The 18,882-nt window shown below is 53.2% G+C and carries 23 protein-coding genes; 13 read left to right on the top strand and 10 right to left on the bottom strand.

Annotated features, from left to right (window positions below):
• Positions 1-407: 407 nt before the first annotated feature.
• The 7 genes from ACOTXI_RS16135 (at position 408) to ACOTXI_RS16105 (ending at position 8,293) form a co-directional block, all read left to right on the top strand.
• Complete coding sequence (locus tag ACOTXI_RS16135) at positions 408-1,055, top strand: YchE family NAAT transporter (protein WP_021240330.1); 648 nt, start codon at positions 408-410, stop codon at positions 1,053-1,055.
• Positions 1,056-1,825: 770 nt separating this feature from the next.
• On the top strand, positions 1,826-3,457 hold the full coding sequence (gene oppA / locus ACOTXI_RS16130) for an oligopeptide ABC transporter substrate-binding protein OppA (protein ID WP_008502785.1): 1,632 nt from the start codon (positions 1,826-1,828) through the stop codon (positions 3,455-3,457).
• Positions 3,458-3,541: 84 nt separating this feature from the next.
• On the top strand, positions 3,542-4,462 hold the full coding sequence (oppB, locus tag ACOTXI_RS16125; protein WP_008502786.1) for an oligopeptide ABC transporter permease OppB: 921 nt from the start codon (positions 3,542-3,544) through the stop codon (positions 4,460-4,462).
• A 12-nt stretch (positions 4,463-4,474) separates the two neighbouring features.
• Positions 4,475-5,383, top strand: a complete 909-nt coding sequence (gene oppC / locus ACOTXI_RS16120) for an oligopeptide ABC transporter permease OppC (protein WP_008502787.1) — start codon at positions 4,475-4,477, stop codon at positions 5,381-5,383.
• A gap of 11 nt (positions 5,384-5,394) precedes the next feature.
• Positions 5,395-6,408: an ABC transporter ATP-binding protein gene (locus tag ACOTXI_RS16115; RefSeq protein WP_008502788.1), complete on the top strand. Its 1,014-nt coding sequence runs from the start codon at positions 5,395-5,397 to the stop codon at positions 6,406-6,408.
• Positions 6,405-7,409: a murein tripeptide/oligopeptide ABC transporter ATP-binding protein OppF gene (gene oppF / locus ACOTXI_RS16110; protein ID WP_008502789.1), complete on the top strand. Its 1,005-nt coding sequence runs from the start codon at positions 6,405-6,407 to the stop codon at positions 7,407-7,409. The genes ACOTXI_RS16115 and oppF overlap by 4 nt, the downstream gene beginning before the upstream one ends.
• 14 nt (positions 7,410-7,423) lie before the next feature.
• Positions 7,424-8,293 carry an ion transporter gene (locus ACOTXI_RS16105; RefSeq protein ID WP_008502790.1) on the top strand — a complete coding sequence of 290 codons (870 nt, stop codon included), beginning with the start codon at positions 7,424-7,426 and terminating at the stop codon, positions 8,291-8,293.
• A 31-nt stretch (positions 8,294-8,324) separates the two neighbouring features.
• Here the strand turns inward: ACOTXI_RS16105 and ACOTXI_RS16100 are convergent, their stop codons facing one another.
• Both ACOTXI_RS16100 and cls read right to left on the bottom strand, forming a co-directional pair.
• The gene (locus ACOTXI_RS16100) at positions 8,325-8,654 is read right to left on the bottom strand and encodes an HI1450 family dsDNA-mimic protein (RefSeq protein WP_006810881.1); all 330 of its coding nucleotides are present in this window, start codon (positions 8,652-8,654) and stop codon (positions 8,325-8,327) included.
• Positions 8,655-8,687: 33 nt separating this feature from the next.
• Entirely contained in the window at positions 8,688-10,148 is a 1,461-nt protein-coding gene (gene cls / locus ACOTXI_RS16095) for a cardiolipin synthase (protein ID WP_008502791.1), read from the bottom strand.
• 144 nt (positions 10,149-10,292) lie between these two features.
• Here cls and ACOTXI_RS16090 point away from each other — a divergent pair, with 144 nt between their 5' ends.
• The 3 genes from ACOTXI_RS16090 (at position 10,293) to ACOTXI_RS16080 (ending at position 12,260) form a co-directional block, all read left to right on the top strand.
• Positions 10,293-10,466 (top strand): YciY family protein, encoded by a 174-nt coding sequence (locus tag ACOTXI_RS16090; protein WP_021240326.1) that lies wholly within the window; start codon positions 10,293-10,295, stop codon positions 10,464-10,466.
• Positions 10,467-10,577: 111 nt separating this feature from the next.
• Positions 10,578-11,213, top strand: a complete 636-nt coding sequence (gene leuE, locus ACOTXI_RS16085) for a leucine efflux protein LeuE (RefSeq protein ID WP_008502792.1) — start codon at positions 10,578-10,580, stop codon at positions 11,211-11,213.
• Positions 11,214-11,306: 93 nt separating this feature from the next.
• Positions 11,307-12,260, top strand: coding sequence for a bifunctional helix-turn-helix transcriptional regulator/GNAT family N-acetyltransferase (locus ACOTXI_RS16080; RefSeq protein WP_058653324.1), 954 nt, complete (start codon positions 11,307-11,309; stop codon positions 12,258-12,260).
• A 41-nt stretch (positions 12,261-12,301) separates the two neighbouring features.
• Here the strand turns inward: ACOTXI_RS16080 and ACOTXI_RS16075 are convergent, their stop codons facing one another.
• The gene (locus ACOTXI_RS16075) at positions 12,302-12,598 is read right to left on the bottom strand and encodes a YciI family protein (RefSeq protein WP_008502794.1); all 297 of its coding nucleotides are present in this window, start codon (positions 12,596-12,598) and stop codon (positions 12,302-12,304) included.
• Between the two features lie 220 nt (positions 12,599-12,818).
• Here ACOTXI_RS16075 and tonB point away from each other — a divergent pair, with 220 nt between their 5' ends.
• Complete coding sequence (tonB, locus tag ACOTXI_RS16070; RefSeq protein ID WP_023617069.1) at positions 12,819-13,541, top strand: TonB system transport protein TonB; 723 nt, start codon at positions 12,819-12,821, stop codon at positions 13,539-13,541.
• Positions 13,542-13,578: 37 nt separating this feature from the next.
• Here tonB and yciA read toward each other — a convergent pair whose 3' ends face one another.
• From yciA to ACOTXI_RS16050, 4 genes are all read right to left on the bottom strand, one after another.
• Positions 13,579-13,974 carry an acyl-CoA thioester hydrolase YciA gene (yciA, locus tag ACOTXI_RS16065; protein ID WP_008502796.1) on the bottom strand — a complete coding sequence of 132 codons (396 nt, stop codon included), beginning with the start codon at positions 13,972-13,974 and terminating at the stop codon, positions 13,579-13,581.
• Positions 13,975-14,078: 104 nt separating this feature from the next.
• A complete protein-coding gene (locus ACOTXI_RS16060) occupies positions 14,079-14,618 on the bottom strand; it encodes a septation protein A (RefSeq protein ID WP_058653323.1) in 540 nt (179 codons plus the stop codon).
• 55 nt (positions 14,619-14,673) lie between these two features.
• Positions 14,674-15,417, bottom strand: a complete 744-nt coding sequence (locus ACOTXI_RS16055; protein ID WP_023292236.1) for a YciC family protein — start codon at positions 15,415-15,417, stop codon at positions 14,674-14,676.
• 25 nt (positions 15,418-15,442) lie between these two features.
• Positions 15,443-15,847, bottom strand: a complete 405-nt coding sequence (locus tag ACOTXI_RS16050; protein ID WP_048990749.1) for a YkgJ family cysteine cluster protein — start codon at positions 15,845-15,847, stop codon at positions 15,443-15,445.
• Between ACOTXI_RS16050 and ACOTXI_RS16045 the strand changes: the two genes are divergently transcribed.
• Both ACOTXI_RS16045 and ompW read left to right on the top strand, forming a co-directional pair.
• A complete protein-coding gene (locus ACOTXI_RS16045) occupies positions 15,740-16,015 on the top strand; it encodes a hypothetical protein (RefSeq protein ID WP_162790894.1) in 276 nt (91 codons plus the stop codon). The genes ACOTXI_RS16050 and ACOTXI_RS16045 overlap by 108 nt on opposite strands.
• A 114-nt stretch (positions 16,016-16,129) precedes the next feature.
• On the top strand, positions 16,130-16,762 hold the full coding sequence (gene ompW, locus ACOTXI_RS16040; RefSeq protein WP_008502800.1) for an outer membrane protein OmpW: 633 nt from the start codon (positions 16,130-16,132) through the stop codon (positions 16,760-16,762).
• A gap of 46 nt (positions 16,763-16,808) precedes the next feature.
• Here the strand turns inward: ompW and ACOTXI_RS16035 are convergent, their stop codons facing one another.
• From ACOTXI_RS16035 to yedE, 3 genes are all read right to left on the bottom strand, one after another.
• Entirely contained in the window at positions 16,809-17,147 is a 339-nt protein-coding gene (locus tag ACOTXI_RS16035; RefSeq protein ID WP_071530987.1) for a hypothetical protein, read from the bottom strand.
• Between the two features lie 126 nt (positions 17,148-17,273).
• Entirely contained in the window at positions 17,274-17,507 is a 234-nt protein-coding gene (gene yedF, locus ACOTXI_RS16030; protein WP_003856774.1) for a sulfurtransferase-like selenium metabolism protein YedF, read from the bottom strand.
• Entirely contained in the window at positions 17,504-18,715 is a 1,212-nt protein-coding gene (gene yedE, locus ACOTXI_RS16025; protein ID WP_058653321.1) for a selenium metabolism membrane protein YedE/FdhT, read from the bottom strand. Before yedE ends, yedF begins: the two co-directional genes overlap by 4 nt.
• Between the last annotated feature and the right edge of the window lie 167 nt (positions 18,716-18,882).

Below are 18,882 nucleotides of genomic sequence, written 5' to 3'. Positions count from 1 at the left end.
CCGATAGCACTTGCGTAACACAAAATAAAACAAAGAGTTACTTTGTACACCAGCACACTAATTTACTAAAAGAGCCTTACCTTAGCATCATCCCTTTTTGGCAGGTGGCCTCCCTGGGGGTGTAACCAAGATTACTCACTTCTGAGTACGGAAATCATGATCTGCGTCAATTTTCCCCTAAGCTGATACCTTTCAGCAGGGTTATTTCGTGCTGATTTTTCCAGTGTTAAATAATTACGTAAGTATTGGAAGCGGCACTATCATTGATTATACAAATGTTTAACATCCTGAAATGATAACGTTTTGGTACAGATTTCAAGTGAAGTATGCTGATAAAAAGGGTATCTTCAGCGCGATTTCTCATGACAAATTGTCAGTCCAGGGCATATGTATAAGCGGAGCAAAACGTGATCCAAACGCTCTTTGATTTTCCAACGTATTTTAAATTTTTTATTGGTTTGTTTGCCCTGGTCAACCCGGTGGGGATCATTCCTGTCTTCATTAGTATGACGAGTTACCAGACAGCGGCGGCCAGGAATAAGACCAACCTCACCGCTAACCTGTCGGTGGCGATCATATTGCTCACCTCTCTTTTTCTGGGTGACGCCATTCTCCAGCTTTTCGGGATTTCGATAGATTCTTTCCGCATTGCAGGTGGGATCCTGGTCGTGACCATCGCCATGTCCATGATCAGCGGTAAGCTGGGCGAGGATAAGCAGAATAAACAAGAGAAGTCAGAAACCGCCATCCGCGAAAGCATTGGCGTGGTGCCGCTGGCCTTACCGCTGATGGCCGGTCCTGGGGCCATCAGTTCAACCATTGTCTGGGGCACGCGTTATCATAGCCTGATGCACCTGATTGGCTTTTCCGTGGCTATTGCCATTTTTGCGCTCTGCTGTTGGGGCGTGTTCCGCATGGCACCCTGGCTGGTGCGCTTGCTGGGTCAGACGGGCATCAACGTCATTACGCGTATCATGGGCCTGTTGCTGATGGCGTTAGGGATCGAATTCATCGTCACGGGTATTAAAAGCATTTTCCCCGGATTATTGCATTAATACTTCATATGAAAGAACGGAGCGACGGCTCCGTTTTTTTACGTGATTATCAGCAAATCATATAACTAAAGTTGAAATGCTCACATATCATAATAAATTCTACTAATAATGTTCATTTCTTGTATTTCAATAGGTTATTAATTCCGCCTTACCCCGCCTGCGCAGAAAATCTTCGATCGCTCTGTTATTTTACTCACATGATACTCTGGGGCTTGCTGAGAGATAACCGAAATGATATTAGTAATTTCAACATTCCCCTAGATGAATGTGCTAAATAATAACCAGTTGTTAAATTTTTGTACAAAATCACGCGATGATAGCGCAGCGACGCGCTTGTAGAGAAAATTTTCTCTATCTTATTGAATATCATGTCTTTATAGTGATGTTCGATGTCCGGCAGGGCTGCCCTCAACGATACGGTACTCACCGTAAAAGAGAATTGCTTAACAAATTTGCAAAATGTATTGGCGCACGATTACGCCATTTGATACTTTCCGGCCTAATATTTTGCAGCATAAAACAATCAGATGAGAATTATTTTCATATGGTTCTCATCTCGGATATCCAGAACAGGTCTCAAACAGGGGAGGCCTGTAAAGAATCGACGCAAGACTGCCATACGAGTGGTCAGTAATAAAAAAGTCGGTGATAGCAAGCAGTAAAAGAAGAACCTGACAGCAGCAAAAAAAACTCCTGCGCTGTACAGGCCCCAACAGGGGATTACACAGCTGGCGAAGGCCAGTCATTATAATGAGTGGAGTATCAACACAATGTCCATCATCACAAAAAAAAATCTGGTAGCGGCGGGGATTTTAACTGCGCTAATCGCGGGAAACGCTGCAATGGCTGCGGACGTTCCTGCAGGTGTTCAGCTGGCGGAGAAGCAGACGCTGGTGCGTAACAACGGTGCGGAAGTTCAGTCTCTTGACCCGCACAAAATTGAAGGTGTTCCTGAGTCTAACGTTAACCGCGACCTGTTCGAAGGCCTGCTGGTCACTGACGTAGACGGCCACCCGGCACCGGGCGTGGCAGAAAAATGGGAAAACAAAGATTTCAAAGTCTGGACCTTCCATCTGCGTAAAGATGCGAAATGGTCCGACGGTACGCCGGTCACGGCTGAAGATTTCGTTTATAGCTGGCAGCGTCTGGCGAATCCAACGACCGCCTCTCCGTATGCGAGCTACCTGCAATATGGCCATATTGCCAATATTGATGACATCATCGCGGGCAAAAAACCGATCACCGATCTGGGCGTTAAAGCGATCGATGCCAATACCTTCGAAGTCACGTTGAGCGAACCTGTTCCGTACTTCTATAAGCTGCTGGTGCACCCGTCCGTCTCCCCGGTACCAAAATCCGCGGTGGAAAAATTTGGTGAAAAATGGACCCAGCCTGCCAATATCGTGACCAACGGCGCCTATAAGCTGAAAGACTGGGTGGTCAACGAGCGTATGGTGCTTGAGCGTAACCCGCAATACTGGGACAACGCTAAAACCGTGATTAATCAGGTGACCTACCTGCCAATTTCTTCCGAAGTGACTGACGTCAACCGCTACCGCAGCGGCGAAATCGACATGACCTATAACAACATGCCGATTGAACTGTTCCAGAAGCTGAAGAAAGAGATCCCGAAAGAAGTACACGTCGACCCGTACCTGTGCACCTACTACTATGAAATCAACAACCAGAAAGCACCGTTCACCGACGTACGTGTTCGTACTGCGCTGAAGCTGGCACTGGATCGCGATATCATCGTGAACAAAGTGAAAAACCAGGGCGATCTGCCGGCATACAGCTATACCCCTCCATACACCGATGGCGCAAAACTGACCGAGCCAGACTGGTTCAAACAGACGCAGGAACAGCGTAACGCAGAAGCGAAGAAACTGCTGGCCGAAGCGGGCTATACCGCCGATAAGCCGCTGACCTTCAGCCTGTTGTACAACACGTCCGATCTGCACAAAAAACTGGCTATCGCCGTCGCCTCGATCTGGAAAAAGAACCTGGGCGCGAACGTGAAGCTGGAGAACCAGGAGTGGAAGACCTTCCTCGACAGCCGTCATCAGGGCACCTTTGACGTGGCGCGTGCCGGCTGGTGTGCGGACTATAACGAACCGACCTCCTTCCTGAACACCATGCTGAGCGACAGCTCAAACAACACCGCGCACTATAAGAGCCCGGCGTTTGACAAGCTGATTGCCGACACGCTGAAAACCACTGACGAAGCACAGCGTACTGAACTGTACTCTAAAGCTGAGCAGCAGCTGGATAAAGATTCCGCGATCGTTCCGGTTTACTACTACGTTAACGCCCGTCTGGTGAAACCGTGGGTAGGTGGGTACACCGGTAAAGACCCGATGGATAATATCTACGTTAAAAACTTGTATATTATCAAGCATTAATGGCAATGAGTGGGGCGGGCGTGCTCGCCCCACGGTGTCTAACCAACGTCACATTATATAGGCACACGCCAGAAGGTACGGGCAATGTTGAAATTTATCCTACGTCGCTGTCTTGAAGCGATTCCAACGCTATTTATTCTCATCACGATTTCCTTCTTCATGATGCGCCTTGCGCCGGGAAGTCCATTTACCGGTGAGCGTACGCTGCCGCCAGAAGTGATGGCGAATATCGAAGCGAAATACCACTTAAACGATCCTATCTCTACCCAGTACTTCAATTACCTGAAGCAGCTGGCCCACGGTGATTTTGGACCGTCATTTAAATATAAAGACTATTCCGTTAACGATCTGGTGGCGTCCAGCTTCCCGGTTTCGGCGAAATTGGGTGCTGCGGCATTCATTCTGGCGATCGTTTTCGGGGTCACCGCAGGCGTCATCGCCGCGCTCAGACAAAATACCAAATGGGATTATGCCGTAATGGGGGTGGCAATGACCGGGGTAGTCATACCCAGCTTCGTTGTCGCGCCATTACTGGTGATGATATTTGCCATTACGCTGAAGTGGCTGCCTGGCGGCGGCTGGAACGGCGGGGCATTAAAGTTCATGATTTTGCCGATGGTGGCATTATCCCTGGCGTACATCGCCAGTATCGCGCGTATCACCCGTGGTTCAATGATCGAAGTGCTGCACTCGAACTTCATTCGTACCGCGCGCGCGAAAGGGCTGCCGATGCGTCGGATTATCTTCCGCCACGCGCTCAAACCGGCGCTGTTGCCCGTGCTCTCCTACATGGGACCAGCATTCGTCGGGATCATCACCGGCTCGATGGTTATCGAAACCATTTACGGCCTGCCGGGCATTGGCCAGCTGTTTGTTAACGGCGCGCTTAACCGCGACTATTCGCTGGTACTGAGTCTGACCATTCTCGTCGGTGCGCTGACCATTCTCTTTAACGCTATCGTCGATGTGCTGTATGCCGTCATCGACCCGAAAATCCGTTACTAACTGGAGCACGCCATGATGTTGAGTAAGAAAAACAGCGAGGCGCTGGAAAACTTCAGTGAAAAACTGGAAGTGGAAGGTCGTAGCCTCTGGCAGGACGCGCGTCGTCGCTTTATGCACAACCGCGCGGCGGTGGCGAGTCTGGTAGTTCTGGTGATCATCGCGCTGTTTGTGACCCTTGCCCCGATGCTGTCGCAATTTACCTATTTCGACACCGACTGGGGCATGATGTCCAGCGCGCCGGATATGGAGTCTGGCCACTATTTTGGCACGGACTCCTCCGGACGTGACCTGCTGGTGCGTGTCGCTATCGGTGGGCGTATCTCGCTGATGGTCGGGATTGCTGCCGCGCTGGTGGCGGTGATCGTCGGGACGCTCTATGGCTCACTGTCCGGCTACCTTGGCGGCAAAGTGGACTCGGTGATGATGCGTCTGCTGGAAATCCTGAACTCCTTCCCGTTTATGTTCTTCGTCATCCTGCTGGTGACCTTCTTTGGTCAGAATATCCTGTTGATCTTCGTGGCCATCGGGATGGTGTCCTGGCTGGATATGGCGCGTATTGTTCGCGGCCAGACGCTGAGCCTCAAACGCAAAGAGTTTATCGAAGCCGCGCAGGTCGGCGGTGTCTCTACCGGGAATATCGTGGTTCGCCATATCGTTCCTAACGTGCTGGGCGTGGTGGTGGTCTATGCCTCACTGCTGGTACCAAGCATGATCCTGTTTGAATCCTTCCTGAGCTTCCTCGGTCTGGGTACGCAAGAGCCGCTGAGCAGCTGGGGCGCGCTGCTGAGTGACGGTGCAAACTCAATGGAAGTGTCACCGTGGCTGCTGTTATACCCGGCGGGTTTCCTGGTCGTTACCCTGTTTTGTTTTAACTTTATCGGCGATGGCCTGCGTGATGCCCTCGACCCGAAAGACCGTTAAGGAGCGCCGTCATGACAATTATTGAAACGGCAACCGCGCCACAGGCGCAGCAGCGGAGCGACCTTCTGCTGGACGTAAAAGATCTTCGCGTCACCTTTAAGACCCCGGACGGGGATGTGACCGCCGTGAACGATCTCAACTTCAACCTGCGCGCGGGTGAAACGCTCGGTATCGTGGGGGAATCTGGTTCCGGTAAATCCCAGACCGCCTTTGCGTTAATGGGCCTGCTGGCCGCTAACGGTGTGATTGGCGGTTCCGCGAAATTCAACGGTCGTGAAATCCTCAACCTGCCGGAGCAAGAGCTGAACAAGCTGCGCGCCGAGCAGATCTCGATGATTTTCCAGGATCCGATGACCTCGCTGAACCCGTACATGCGCGTCGGTGAGCAGCTGATGGAAGTGCTGATGCTGCATAAAGGTCTGGGCAAAGCCGAAGCCTTTGAAGAGTCGGTCAAAATGCTCGATGCGGTAAAAATGCCGGAAGCGCGCAAGCGTATGCGCATGTTCCCGCACGAGTTCTCTGGCGGTATGCGCCAGCGCGTGATGATTGCGATGGCGCTGCTGTGCCGGCCAAAGCTGCTGATTGCCGACGAACCGACCACCGCGCTGGACGTTACCGTTCAGGCGCAAATCATGACCCTCCTGAACGAGCTGAAGCGTGAGTTCAACACGGCGATTATCATGATCACCCACGACCTGGGCGTGGTGGCGGGCATCTGTGACAAAGTGCTGGTGATGTATGCCGGTCGTACCATGGAATACGGCAAAGCGCGTGACGTGTTCTATCAGCCAGCCCATCCTTACTCGATTGGCCTGCTGAACGCGGTGCCGCGTCTCGATGCGGAAGGGGAGTCCCTGCTTACTATTCCGGGCAACCCGCCAAACCTGCTGCGCCTGCCGAAAGGCTGTCCGTTCCAGCCGCGCTGTCCGCACGCGATGGAAATCTGCAATAGCGCACCGCCGCTGGAAGAGTTTGCACCAGGCCGTCTGCGCGCCTGCTTTAAGCCGCAGGAGGAGCTGGTATGAACGCATTAGATGAAAAACGCAATGTCCTGCTCGAAATTGCTGACCTTAAAGTGCATTTCGACATCAAGGACGGCAAACAGTGGTTTTGGCAGCCGTCGAAGACCCTGAAAGCGGTGGACGGCGTCACGCTGCGCCTGTACGAAGGGGAAACCCTGGGCGTGGTGGGCGAGTCCGGCTGCGGTAAATCGACCTTTGCGCGCGCCATTATCGGTCTGGTAAAAGCCACCGACGGCAAAGTGGCCTGGCTGGGTAAAGATCTGCTGGGCATGAAGCCCGACGAGTGGCGCGACGTGCGCAGCGATATCCAGATGATTTTCCAGGATCCGCTGGCGTCATTAAACCCGCGTATGACCATCGGTGAGATTATTGCCGAACCGCTGCGGACCTATCATCCGAAGATGTCTCGCCAGGAAGTGCGCGATCGCGTTAAGGCGATGATGTTGAAAGTCGGGCTGTTGCCTAACCTCATCAACCGCTATCCTCACGAGTTCTCCGGCGGTCAGTGTCAGCGTATTGGTATTGCGCGCGCCCTGATCCTCGAACCGAAGCTGATTATCTGTGATGAGCCGGTTTCCGCGCTCGACGTCTCCATTCAGGCGCAGGTGGTTAACCTGCTGCAGAAGCTGCAGCGCGAAATGGGGCTGTCGCTGATCTTCATCGCGCATGACCTGGCCGTGGTGAAACACATCTCTGACCGCGTGCTGGTGATGTATCTGGGGCACGCCGTGGAGCTGGGCACCTATGACGAGGTGTACCACAATCCGCTGCACCCTTACACCAAAGCGCTGATGTCGGCGGTGCCGATCCCCGATCCCGATCTGGAAAAGAATAAGACCATCCAGCTTCTGGAAGGGGAATTGCCTTCACCGATTAACCCGCCGTCGGGCTGCGTCTTCCGCACGCGCTGCCCAATGGCCGGGCCGGAATGTGCGAAAACGCGGCCGGTTTTGGAAGGCAGTTTCCGACATGCGGTTTCCTGCCTGAAAGTAGACCCGTTATAATCGCAAGGGCTGACATGATGTCAGCCCTTATTTTTTGCGAGGTCACTGTGTCGCGTTTATTCACGTCAGCCCGTCGGCGGCTTTATCATGTTTTATTCGATCCTGAAACGGTATCCGGACGGCGCTTCGAGGGTCTTTGTGGTTTATTTGCGCTCCTCAGCGTGGTTATCATCTTTATTGAATCGGGTGCCGGAACGCAATACCACCTGACGTTTGACGAATGGCATGTCTTTGTCTGGCTTGAGCTGGCGATTACCCTGGTGTTTACCGCTGAATATCTCCTCCGAGTGATTGCCTGGCCTAACCCGGCCCGATATGTTTTCAGCTTCTGGGGATTTATCGATTTAGCCACCATTCTGCCGCTCTACGTCATGTGGCTGTGGCCGGAAATCAGCCTGAGCTATGTCTTTGCCTGGCGAGCGATGCGCGTTATTCGCGTATTACGTATTCTGAAATTACTGCGCTTTATGCCCTCACTGCGCATATTCTGGAGCGCAATCGTCAGCGCCCGTCATCAGCTTATTCTGTTCTATTCGTTTATTGCCATTGTCATGATTGTTTTTGGCGCACTGATGTATCTGATTGAGGGGCCGAAATATGGCTTTACGACGCTCAATGCGTCCGTCTACTGGGCGATCGTGACCGTAACGACCGTGGGGTACGGGGATATCACGCCCCATACGCCGCTGGGGCGAATTGTGGCCTCAGTGCTTATTTTGATTGGCTATTCGGTCATTGCCATTCCGACCGGGCTGATTACCACGCACATGAGTAGCGCATTTCAGAGCCGCAAGCAGCAGCGCAAATGTCCGCGATGTCATCAGGGGGAACATGAACTCAACGCGCGTTATTGTCACCGCTGTGGGAATCCGTTGCCGGAGTAAATAAAAAAGGCTGCAATTGCAGCCTTTTTTATTATTCGCGCCAGAGAATATGGCACAGCTTGTGGTCTTTCTCACGGCAGAGCAGGACGCGAGCGAAGATATCATTAATTTCGCCACCGTCTTCATCGGCCAGCCCGATAACCACTTCGGCGAAGAAGTCAGGGTTCAGATCGAAATCCACATGCTCAGCCCAGTCTTCTGAAGGGTCGAACAGTTCGGCACCGCCGCGCTCTTCAAACTGCAGATTAAAGAGGATCACGTCTGCGGGATCGAGGTTATCAACCGCCAGTTCGAGAAAAATGTCATAGGCCTGCTCGAGCGTTTCGTCTTCGGTCAGGCGATTGTTCAGATCCATTTCCATGATGACTACCTGTTTAACATCGTTGGGCACGTTTTACAGCAACGGACTAAAGAAGTAAAACAGTCGTTCGGCAATTCTCTGCCACAGCGGACGTTTTACCCACAGTCTGGCATCCAGCAGGCGGGAGCGGGAGATATAATCATCCTGCACCGCCGCGAGATCGCCGCCAAAGCCGGCATCATCAATAACCAGCGTGATTTCAAAGTTAAGCCACAGGCTGCGCATATCCAGGTTCACCGTTCCCACCAGGCTTAACTCGCCGTCGACAAGCACGCTCTTGGTATGGAGCAGTCCGCCTTCGAACTGGTAGATCTTCACCCCTGCGGCCAGCAGTTCGCTAAAGAATGCCCGGCTGGCCCAGCCCACCAGAAGGGAGTCATTTTTGCGCGGCAAAATAATGCTCACATCCACGCCGCGCTGCGCCGCGGTACAGATCGCGTGCAGGAGGTCATCGCTGGGAACAAAGTAGGGCGTCGTCATGATCAGATATTCACGCGCCGAGTAGGTCGCCGTCAGCAGCGCCTGATGAATCAAATCCTCCGGGAAGCCCGGGCCGGAAGCAATGGTATGAATAGTGTGACCGCTGGCCTCTTCAAACGGCATAATATTGCCGTCCGGCGGTGGCGGCAGGATGCGTTTGCCGGTCTCTATCTCCCAGTCGCAGGAGTAGACGATGCCCATCGAGGTGGCAATCGGCCCCTCCATGCGCGCCATCAAATCCACCCACTGACCCACGCCCGAGTCCTGTTTAAAGAAGCGCGGGTCAACCATGTTCATGCTGCCGGTGTAGGCAATATAGTTATCGATCATGATCATTTTACGGTGCTGACGAAGGTCCATCCGGCGCAGAAACACGCGCAGGAGGTTAACCTTCAGCGCCTCGACCACTTCGATACCGGCATTGCGCATCATCCCTGCCCAGGGACTGCGGAAAAATGCCACGCTGCCCGCAGAGTCAAGCATCAGACGGCAGTGAATGCCGCGTCGCGCCGCGGCCATCAGAGATTCCGCGACCTGGTCAGCCATCCCGCCGGGCTGCCAGATATAGAAAACCATCTCGATATTATGACGCGCCAGCTGGATATCGCGGATTAACGCCTGCATAACGTCGTCGGACGAGGTTAGCAGCTGGAGCTGATTACCCTTAACGCCGCCAATCCCCTGACGGCGCTCGCACAGCTTAAACAGTGACGAGGCGACGCTGCTGTTCTCCTCGGCAAAGATATGCTTGCAGGCTTTAAGGTCGTTCAGCCACTTCGCGGTGGAGGGCCACATGGCGCGGGCCCGCTCGGCGCGGCGTTTACCGAGATGAAGCTCACCGAAAGAGAGATAGGCGATAATTCCCACCAGCGGCAGGATATAGATGATCAGAAGCCAGGCCATGGCAGAGGGTACGGCTCTGCGCTTCATCAGGATGCGTAACGTCACACCCGCGATTAACAGCCAGTATCCCAAAATGACCAGCCAACTCACCACGGTGTAGAAGGTTGTCATAGGTAAAAAAATCCTTTTGAAAGCGTATTGTTATGAGTGTACGCATCAGGATTCATCTGGCAAATAAAAACGCCAGGTAAAAGCGCTGGTTTGCAGCCGGGTTGGGTTTATAATGGCGTCTCTGTTTGAGAAAGAGTTGTAGACATGAAGCGCAGTAGAACAGAAGTAGGGCGCTGGCGCATGTTGCGACAGGTGAGTCGTCGCAAGGCTCGTTGGCTGGAAGCACAATCCCGCCGCAATATGCGTATTCACGCCATCAGAAAATGTGGAATGACCCGGCACCGCAACGCGTTGCTGTTCGCCGTCCAGGATATCTGAGTACCATGAGGGCACCGTAATGGTGCCCGCTGATTTTATAAGGTCTGATTTTTGGGAGTAGCGTGGTTGCAGCGCTATTCCGGTTGTGTTGAGCAAAAGGAGGGAGAAGAAGTGTTTGCGGAGTTTGGCGTACTGAATTTCTGGACGTATGTTGTTGGCGCGTTTTTTATCGTGCTGGTACCGGGGCCGAATACCCTGTTTGTGCTTAAAACTGGAATTGGACACGGCGTTAAAAAAGGGTACCTGGCCGCCACGGGTGTATTTATCGGCGATGCGGTGCTGATGTTTCTTGCCTGGGCGGGCGTCGCGGCATTAATCCAGACCACACCGGTACTGTTTAATATCGTGCGTTATCTCGGCGCCTTCTACCTGCTGTGGCTGGGCGGCAAAATGCTCTGGTCGGTCATTACCCGCCAGAATCACGCTCAGGAAAGCGGCACCGAGCCTGCCAGCACGATCATGAAACGTTCGCTGGTGCTGAGCCTGACGAATCCAAAAGCGATTCTGTTCTACGTATCGTTCTTTGTTCAGTTCATTGACGTGAATGCGCAGAACACCGGTACCTCTTTCCTTATCCTCGCGACGACGCTTGAGTTGATAAGCTTCATGTACATGAGCTTCCTGATCTTCTCCGGTGCATTTGTCACGCGCTATCTCAAAACGAAAAAGAAACTGGCAAAGCTGGGGAACGGGCTGATAGGGCTGCTGTTTGTCGGGTTTGCGGCGAGGTTAGCGTCGCTGCACTGATTGATGAAAGGCTCCTGCGGGAGCCTTTTTCATTCTGTTTGACAATCCCTCACCATTTAGTTGTATAGTACAACTAAATGGTGAGGACATAACATGCACAGCGAAACCCCGGTAGTCAGTGTTATTCGACGTTCCTCGCGCCTGATGGTGCGAGAGTTAGGTTTTATGGGTTCTACCCTGGCCTCAACGAATTATTCGCCTTCGGCCGTCCATACTCTGGTCGAAATTGCCCTACGAAAAGAGATGACGGCGAGTCAGCTGGTACAGCTGCTGGGCCTGGAAAAGTCCAGCGTCAGCCGGATGCTGGCTCGCCTGATTGCCGCAGGCGAACTCGAGGAGGTCATTTCTACCGAGGATGCGAGAGCAAAGAGCCTCAGGCTGACCGCGAAGGGTCACGAGACGGTCAGTAAAATTAATACCTTCAGCAATGAGCGCGTGGTCACAGCAATAAAACGTCTTGCTCCTGCCCAGCAGCAGACCATTTCTGAGGGGCTCTCCCTTTATGCCAACGCGCTGCTGGCGTGTCGGGAGGCGGGCAATGATATGCAGCCCGATGAGCTGAAGATAGTGCAGGGGTATATCCCGGGCATGATTGGCCGTATCGCGGAGATGCATGGCAGTTATTATTCGCGGGAGCATAATTTTGGTCGCTTCTTCGAGGCCAAAGTGGCTTCGGGGCTGGCTGAGTTTAGTGAAAGACTGGAGAAGCCCTGTAACCAGATTTGGCTGGCACTGCTCAACGACAAAATTGTCGGCTCGGTGGCGATCGATGGCGAGGATCTGGCGCCGGGTGAAGCCCATCTTCGCTGGTTTATTCTTGATGATGGCTGCCGGGGGCACGGCGTGGGGAAAAAACTGCTGAATGAAGCCATGCGGTTTTGCGACAGCGCCGGTTTTTCAGCTGTGCACCTCTGGACGTTCAATAAGCTGACCGCCGCCAGGCGTCTGTACGAGTCGTATGGGTTTACGCTGGTAAAAGAGTGGGAAGGCGAACAGTGGGGAAGCCTTATTACAGAGCAGCAGTTTACCCGGCACAGCGGCGCGTAATCGCCACCCTAAAAAAGGCTCCTTTCGGAGCCGCTTTGGTATCAGAACACTTTTTTATACGGTCTCACCGTCACTTTTGCATACACGCCCGCTGCAACGTACGGGTCTGCGTCAGCCCAGGCCTGAGCGGCTTCCTGGGATTCAAACTCAGCAATGACCGTGGAGCCGGAGAAACCGGCAGCACCCGGATCGTTGCTGTCTACTGCGGGCATGGGGCCAGCGGTCAGTAATCGGCCTTCATCCTGAAGCAACTGCAAACGTGCCAGATGCGCAGGGCGCACAGACTGGCGTTTTTCGAGCGAATCAGCAACATCTTCAGAGTAAATCACGTAAAACACGGCGAAGCTCCTTAACCTGTAAAAGTGTCAGTTACGTTATGTGAAAGGGCAAACGACTGCAATGTAAAATAAAAACAATGTTAATACCCTGATCTGTATGCGTCTTTTTTGGCCTCTCGGGCGCTAAAATTGCGCCAGAGCAAAGTGTCTTATTGAATATGATTGCTATTTGCATTTAAAATCAGGGTTCGGTTTTTTAACGTTGATGACTATGACTTCGATGACCCTTGATTTACCTCGCCGCTTTCCCTGGCCGACGCTGCTTTCTGTCGTGATTCACGGTGCCGTTGTGGCGGGTCTGCTGTATACCTCGGTTCATCAGGTTATTGAAATGCCCGCGCCCGCGCAGCCGATCTCGGTGACGATGGTCTCGCCAGCGGATCTTGAACCGCCGCAGGTTGCCCCTCCGCCGCCACAGCCGGTGGCTGAACCGGAGCCAGAACCCGAGCCCGTTCCGGAGCCACCGAAGGAAGCCCCGGTGGTGATCCACAAACCTGAACCGAAGCCAAAACCTAAGCCGAAGCCAAAGCCGGTGAAGAAGGTCGAGGAGCGTCCGAAACGCGAGGAACGTCCGGTTGAACCGCGCGCGACCCAGCCAGTCGAAAATGCAGCGCCTTCACGTCCGGTGATGAACAATACGGCAACGACTTCAAAGCCAACCGTAACCGCACCAGCGGGCCCGCGCGCCGTAAGCCGCAATCAGCCTCAGTATCCGGCGCGAGCTCAGGCCTTGCGTATTGAAGGCCGCGTACGGGTGAAATTTGACGTCACTGCGGATGGCCGCGTGGATAATGTGGAAATCTTGTCTGCGCAACCTTCTAATATGTTTGAGCGCGAAGTGAAATCTGCCATGCGCAGATGGCGCTATGAGCCAGGCAAGCCGGGCAGCGGATTGATCGTCAATATTGTTTTCCGCCTCAACGGCGGGGCGCAGATGGAATAAAAAAAGCCTCCGAAAGGAGGCTTTTTTTGCCTGTCGATCAGGCCTGCGGAAGCTGACGAGGTTTACCCTCGCTGTCCACGGCGACATAAATAAACAGCGCTTCAGTGGCCTTATAGCGTTGCCCAATCGGCTCAGAAGAGACTTTCTTCACCCAGACTTCGATGTTGATGGAAATGGAGGTATTACCGCGCTTCACGCAGCGCGCGTAGCAGCAAACCACATCACCCACCGCAACCGGGCGCAGGAAGGTCATGCCGTCCACCCTCACGGTGACCACGCGCCCGTGGGCAATCTCTTTTGCCAGAATTGCGCCGCCCATATCCATCTGCGACATCAGCCAGCCGCCAAAAATATCGCCATTGGCATTGGTGTCAGCGGGCATTGCCAGTGTGCGTAAAACCAGTTCGCCCTGAGGGGCGTTAGTTGTTGTCATTGTTTTAACTCGTAACGGAAGACTTCAGGCGGGATGCTACTATGATTCGCGTGCGGAGAGAATAGACCAGAACGCCCGTCGTTGACGTTCTGGTCAGTCAGTAATCAGTGGTTGTCGTCCTGCGGCATATGACGATAGATGTATACGCCGCTTAACAGCGTGAAGATAAGCGTCAGCGCGGTCAGGCCAAAGACCTTAAAGTTGACCCAGATATCCTGCGGCAGCCAGAAGGCAATATAGATGTTAGCGAGACCGCAAAGAATAAAGAAGATTGCCCAGGCGGTATTCAGACGCGACCAGACCACCTGCGGCAGCGTTAGTTCTTTACCTAACATGCTCTGGATCAGGGGCTTTTTCATGAACCATTGACTGAACAACAGCGCTGCTGCAAACAACGCATAAATAACAGTCACCTTCCACTTAATAAATACAACATCATGCAAGGCAATGGTCAATCCACCGAACACCGCTACTAAAACGAACGTGATAAGCGCCATTTTTTCGACTTTGCGATAGCGAATCCAGCTGTAGATCAGCACAACAACGGTCACGACGATTAACGCTTTTGTTGCAGCAAAAATGTCGTACAACTTATAGACAGCGAAAAACACCGCGAGCGGTAAAAAATCAAGAAACTGCTTCATTCTGTGATTCCATCTTCTGAGCGGGGCGGGAGACAGCGATGCCCCCGCCTCGGGATTACTGACGAATTAACATGTACAGGCGGAACAGATAGACGAGCAGTACCGCTGAAATGAGATTGCTCAGCGTATTCGCCACCACGGCGCCGACGTTAGGCGTTAATACCGCAAAATTCGGTGCAAACAATAACAGGAGCGTTTTGGCCAGCAGCCAGCCGATCACGGCGGGCGCCACCAGACGCATATTAGCCCATGCCAGTCTGATGCTGCTGCGCATCGCGGTAAAAATTCCCATCTTATCCTGCACAACCATCACCGGCGCAAATGCGAGCACGATAGCCAGTAAAACGCCCGGCACCACGACCAGCATAATCCCCATTTGCACCAGCATCGTGGTTAAAAAGATCAGGATAAACAGCTTAGGTAAGACCGGTGCACTCGCACCAATCGCGCGTAAGGCGCTGACGCGGTGACCCGCCGATACCAGCTGAATCATCAGCAAAACGCCGCCCGCCAGAATTGCATTACCAATCAGGCCTGAGAACGTGGACGCGGCAGAGGCGCGCAGCAGGATTTGCTGCTGCTCCGGCGTCATATTTTGCACCAGCTCAAACAATCCCACGCTACCCGCAAGATGGTCGCCCTGGCTCAGGCTGGCAATCTGTTCTTCACTCGGTGAGAAGGCATGGCCCAGCACCACCGTGATAAAGGCGCAAAGCAACGCGATCAGTAAAAAGGTAATGAACTGATTGCGGAAAAAGTTTCCCGTGTCACGGTAGACAGACTTCGCCGTGATAGACATGCACTCTCCTTGAGTATTGCAGGTGTTAATTAGCCGGCAATTGTACACCGGATGCACCTGCTGTGGCAGCATCAAGGCTTGTATGGAAAAGCATATCTTTGTAAAGCGGCGGTAATCCAACCCGCGCGCGGGCGCGGTTACAGGCTTCGTTGACCTGGCCATCCTCCCCCGACATGGCAAATTCCCGGCACGGGCTGGGGCGATCCTCATAGATGGAACATCGGGTCGAGACCCCAGGCTCACCCTGTAGCGCCACACAGCGGGCCTGCTTTTGGTTCGTGCCGCTCATGCAGCGCAAAAAGGGGGTTAACGGCTCGGTAAGATGAACCGGAACGGCACCACCGCCATCGCTGGCTTCGGCCCAGTAGAAAGAGACTCGAAAATACGCACAACAGGCTCCGCACGTCATGCACGGGTTGATATCACTCATGGCACACCTGCAAAAGAAGAACGCATCAAATCAATTTGTGAGAGCGATAAATTATCCAGCCGCCAGAGGAAGAGCAAGAGGGGGAAAAGGGAAAATTTTGTAACCGTGAAATGCCAAAAATTGACATGGAAACAACTTATTGGTTTTGAGTGCGTAACAAAAAATTAATCCAGATCAATGAATGTTAAGTTACTGGTTTTAATGTGATCTGTGGCAGATCACTTATTACTCTTTTGTGAGTATATTCTCATCCGCGATTAAAACCACAACGATGGAGCGGATATGAAAAAATTAGCGGTGGCAGCCCTTGTATTAAGTAGTCTCTCTGGCGGCGCGTATGCGCATGAAGCAGGCGAATTCTTTATTCGTGCCGGTTCGGCTACGGCTCGCCCAACTGAAGGTTCGGATAACGTGCTGGGAATGGGCGGTTTTAACGTCAGTAATAACACCCAGTTAGGTTTAACTTTCACCTATATGGCGACGGATAACGTGGGCGTTGAGCTTCTGGCTGCAACGCCGTTCCGTCATCGCGTGGGCCTCGGGCCTACCGGTGATATCGCCACGGTTCACCATTTACCGCCAACGCTGATGGCGCAGTGGTACTTCGGTGACTCAAGCAGCAAGGTGCGTCCTTATATTGGCGCCGGTGTGAACTACACCACCTTCTTTGATGAGAAATTCAACGATACCGGTAAAGAGGCGGGTCTGACGGATCTCAGCCTGAAAGATTCGTGGGGCATGGCGGGGCAGGTTGGCCTGGATTATCTGATTAACCGCGACTGGCTGATCAACGCCTCGGTCTGGTATATGGATATTGATACGGACGTACGCTTCAAGGCGGGCGGTCAGCAGCAAAGTATCAGCACTCGCCTGGATCCGTGGGTGTTTATGTTCTCTGCGGGTTATCGTTTCTGATCCCCCGTCAAACTGGCCACAGGGTGGCCAGTTTGCTTTGATCACGTCAAAACGACGGATAAACCGGCCGCTCATCAAGCTTTACGCAGTGCCTCAGGATCGTTTCCCCATCATATAAATAGCTGAAAGCGTCGCTGGATACGGAATGGAAGAGAATATCGCCGTTGGCAAACGGGATCATTTCGGTATCACCCGCACGTTTATGCCCCGCACCGGTTTCAAAATGGCCGCGCCACCGTTCCTGAGTGTGGTCATAAACGTGCAGAATAACCTCGACAAGTCCTCTTTGCGGACAATTAAGACGCAGGAAAGTAGAAGAGAAATTCAGGGACAGCGCGTGGAAGGGAATCAATAAGGCGAAGACCAGTAAAGCTCGTAAATACATCAAACCGCGAAAACCTCCTTCAAAAGGGAAATGAGATTTTACTTAAGTCAAAAATCGCGTTTTTGCCGTGGATCAAGATGTCTTATAATTCAATACGATAAAGGCCCCTGACGAGGCCCTTAGCGATCATTTTTGAATCAGATAGCGAATGGTTGGGCCATCCTGCTGGATATCCAGCACCGTATAACCGTGGTTTTTCGCATCCAGCGGTATGTTGTTGATGGACTGCGGGCAGTCGCTGACCACCTCCAGAATTTCACCTTTCTTAAGCTGCGGCAGCGCTTCAAGCGTAGCCACCGCCGGATATGGACAGGGCTCGCCAACCATATCCAGACGATAATCAGGCACGATCTCTTTCATGCTGCATTCTCCTGCGTTTCTGTTTTAACGCCCGCACGGCGGAAGAAACGTCTCTCCTGTGCGACGACCAGTAAAAAAGCGACCAACAGCAGGGCGTAGGTGACGAGCAGGCCGCCGAGAGGCCCGAAGGTATTCAGCAGGTTGACCTTGTCCCAGCGGGTGGCCAGGACGGGAGACACGTCATCCCAGCAGTACGCCAGGATCGTCGAGCCAATCACATTGCCCAGACCCACCCACCAGTAGTGCACCTGACCTTCGACGGCGCGATACATCCAGCCGGTTTCACACCCGCCAGCCAGCACGATCCCGAAGCCGAACAGCAGGCCGCCAATGACCGCGTTAGGACCGGCCCACATGATTTTCGGTTCGACGCCCAGTTGGACATAGCTGAAGATGCCGATGGCGCTGACCGCCATCCCGGCGATAATCGCCTTCGCCATCATCGTGCGCCCGGTGATCCACATATCGCGGAACGCGGAGGTGAAGCAGATCTGCGCGCGTTCAATGAGCAGACCAAAACCCACACCGAACAGCATCGCCAGACCGAGCTTAGGCTGGTTCAGGGCGGTGCAGAGCGGCCATGCCACCATGGCGAAAAAGACCAGCATTCCGAGGCGGAAACGGCGGCGGGCCTGAGAGGGCTTCTGGGTTAACGGAGACGCTGCGCTGACTTTTGTCATTTTCACTGGAATACGAAACAGCGGCAGCAGGGTGAATTTTGCGCCAAAGTAAGAGCCGATGGCCGTGGCGACGGCAAAGAACCAGGCGTGAAGCGAAAACTGCGGGATCCCGGTAAAGAAGGCGGCAAGGTTACACCCCATCGCCAGACGCGCGCCGAATCCGGCAATTATCCCGCCGACAACCGCCTGCAAAATGCGGATCCGGCTTTTGGGCATACGCAACTTAACGTTATTTGCCCACAGCGCGGCCGCGAAACAGCCGCCGAACATGCCGATAATCATCATTCCGTCGATGCGGGTAAGCGGCGTACCGTCGAGGTGGATGAGCTTAAAGTATCCCCACTCTTCGGCATGCACGCCAGCGAGTTGCAGCAATTGACCACCCCAGCGGGTGAACTCGCCGGTCACGGCCCAGAAGGTGCCGGTAATGCCAAAATAATAAGTAGAGAGAATGCCTGCCGCGATAACGGCCGGAACGGGTGACCAGAACTTAACCAGGTAAGCCTGTTTGAAGGATTGCCATGACATGAATAAGCCTCTGAACTCAGAAGGATTAAAGATAAAAAAGAGTCCAGATCATACGCTCACACGACAGTTTGAAAAGCCATTCACACCGAAAATATCGATAGGATCAATTTTGATGTCATTCTTTGTTGAAGACGGGGAATAAAGGCTAACCGTCTGGCAGGGATGCC

Source organism: Enterobacter cloacae complex sp. BZL2005 (genome assembly GCF_049238885.1).
GTDB lineage: Bacteria > Pseudomonadota > Gammaproteobacteria > Enterobacterales > Enterobacteriaceae > Enterobacter > Enterobacter roggenkampii.
The sequence above is the reverse complement of the archived record's forward strand: the minus strand, read 5'-3'. Positions and strand labels throughout refer to the sequence as shown.

Excerpts from the sequence above, each read along its gene's own strand:
- oppA (WP_008502785.1), top strand. The coding sequence starts at position 1,826 with ATGTCCATCATCACAAAAAAAAATCTGGTAGCGGCGGGGATTTTAACT.
- oppB (WP_008502786.1), top strand. The coding sequence starts at position 3,542 with ATGTTGAAATTTATCCTACGTCGCTGTCTTGAAGCGATTCCAACGCTA.
- oppC (WP_008502787.1), top strand. The coding sequence starts at position 4,475 with ATGATGTTGAGTAAGAAAAACAGCGAGGCGCTGGAAAACTTCAGTGAA.
- ACOTXI_RS16115 (WP_008502788.1), top strand. The coding sequence starts at position 5,395 with ATGACAATTATTGAAACGGCAACCGCGCCACAGGCGCAGCAGCGGAGC.
- oppF (WP_008502789.1), top strand. The coding sequence starts at position 6,405 with ATGAACGCATTAGATGAAAAACGCAATGTCCTGCTCGAAATTGCTGAC.
- ACOTXI_RS16105 (WP_008502790.1), top strand. The coding sequence starts at position 7,424 with ATGATGTCAGCCCTTATTTTTTGCGAGGTCACTGTGTCGCGTTTATTC.
- ACOTXI_RS16100 (WP_006810881.1), bottom strand. The coding sequence starts at position 8,654 with ATGGAAATGGATCTGAACAATCGCCTGACCGAAGACGAAACGCTCGAG.
- cls (WP_008502791.1), bottom strand. The coding sequence starts at position 10,148 with ATGACAACCTTCTACACCGTGGTGAGTTGGCTGGTCATTTTGGGATAC.
- ACOTXI_RS16090 (WP_021240326.1), top strand. The coding sequence starts at position 10,293 with ATGAAGCGCAGTAGAACAGAAGTAGGGCGCTGGCGCATGTTGCGACAG.
- ACOTXI_RS16080 (WP_058653324.1), top strand. The coding sequence starts at position 11,307 with ATGCACAGCGAAACCCCGGTAGTCAGTGTTATTCGACGTTCCTCGCGC.
- tonB (WP_023617069.1), top strand. The coding sequence starts at position 12,819 with ATGACCCTTGATTTACCTCGCCGCTTTCCCTGGCCGACGCTGCTTTCT.
- yciA (WP_008502796.1), bottom strand. The coding sequence starts at position 13,974 with ATGACAACAACTAACGCCCCTCAGGGCGAACTGGTTTTACGCACACTG.
- ACOTXI_RS16060 (WP_058653323.1), bottom strand. The coding sequence starts at position 14,618 with ATGAAGCAGTTTCTTGATTTTTTACCGCTCGCGGTGTTTTTCGCTGTC.
- ACOTXI_RS16055 (WP_023292236.1), bottom strand. The coding sequence starts at position 15,417 with ATGTCTATCACGGCGAAGTCTGTCTACCGTGACACGGGAAACTTTTTC.
- ACOTXI_RS16045 (WP_162790894.1), top strand. The coding sequence starts at position 15,740 with ATGAACCGGAACGGCACCACCGCCATCGCTGGCTTCGGCCCAGTAGAA.
- ACOTXI_RS16050 (WP_048990749.1), bottom strand. The coding sequence starts at position 15,847 with ATGAGTGATATCAACCCGTGCATGACGTGCGGAGCCTGTTGTGCGTAT.
- ompW (WP_008502800.1), top strand. The coding sequence starts at position 16,130 with ATGAAAAAATTAGCGGTGGCAGCCCTTGTATTAAGTAGTCTCTCTGGC.
- ACOTXI_RS16035 (WP_071530987.1), bottom strand. The coding sequence starts at position 17,147 with ATGTATTTACGAGCTTTACTGGTCTTCGCCTTATTGATTCCCTTCCAC.
- yedF (WP_003856774.1), bottom strand. The coding sequence starts at position 17,507 with ATGAAAGAGATCGTGCCTGATTATCGTCTGGATATGGTTGGCGAGCCC.
- yedE (WP_058653321.1), bottom strand. The coding sequence starts at position 18,715 with ATGTCATGGCAATCCTTCAAACAGGCTTACCTGGTTAAGTTCTGGTCA.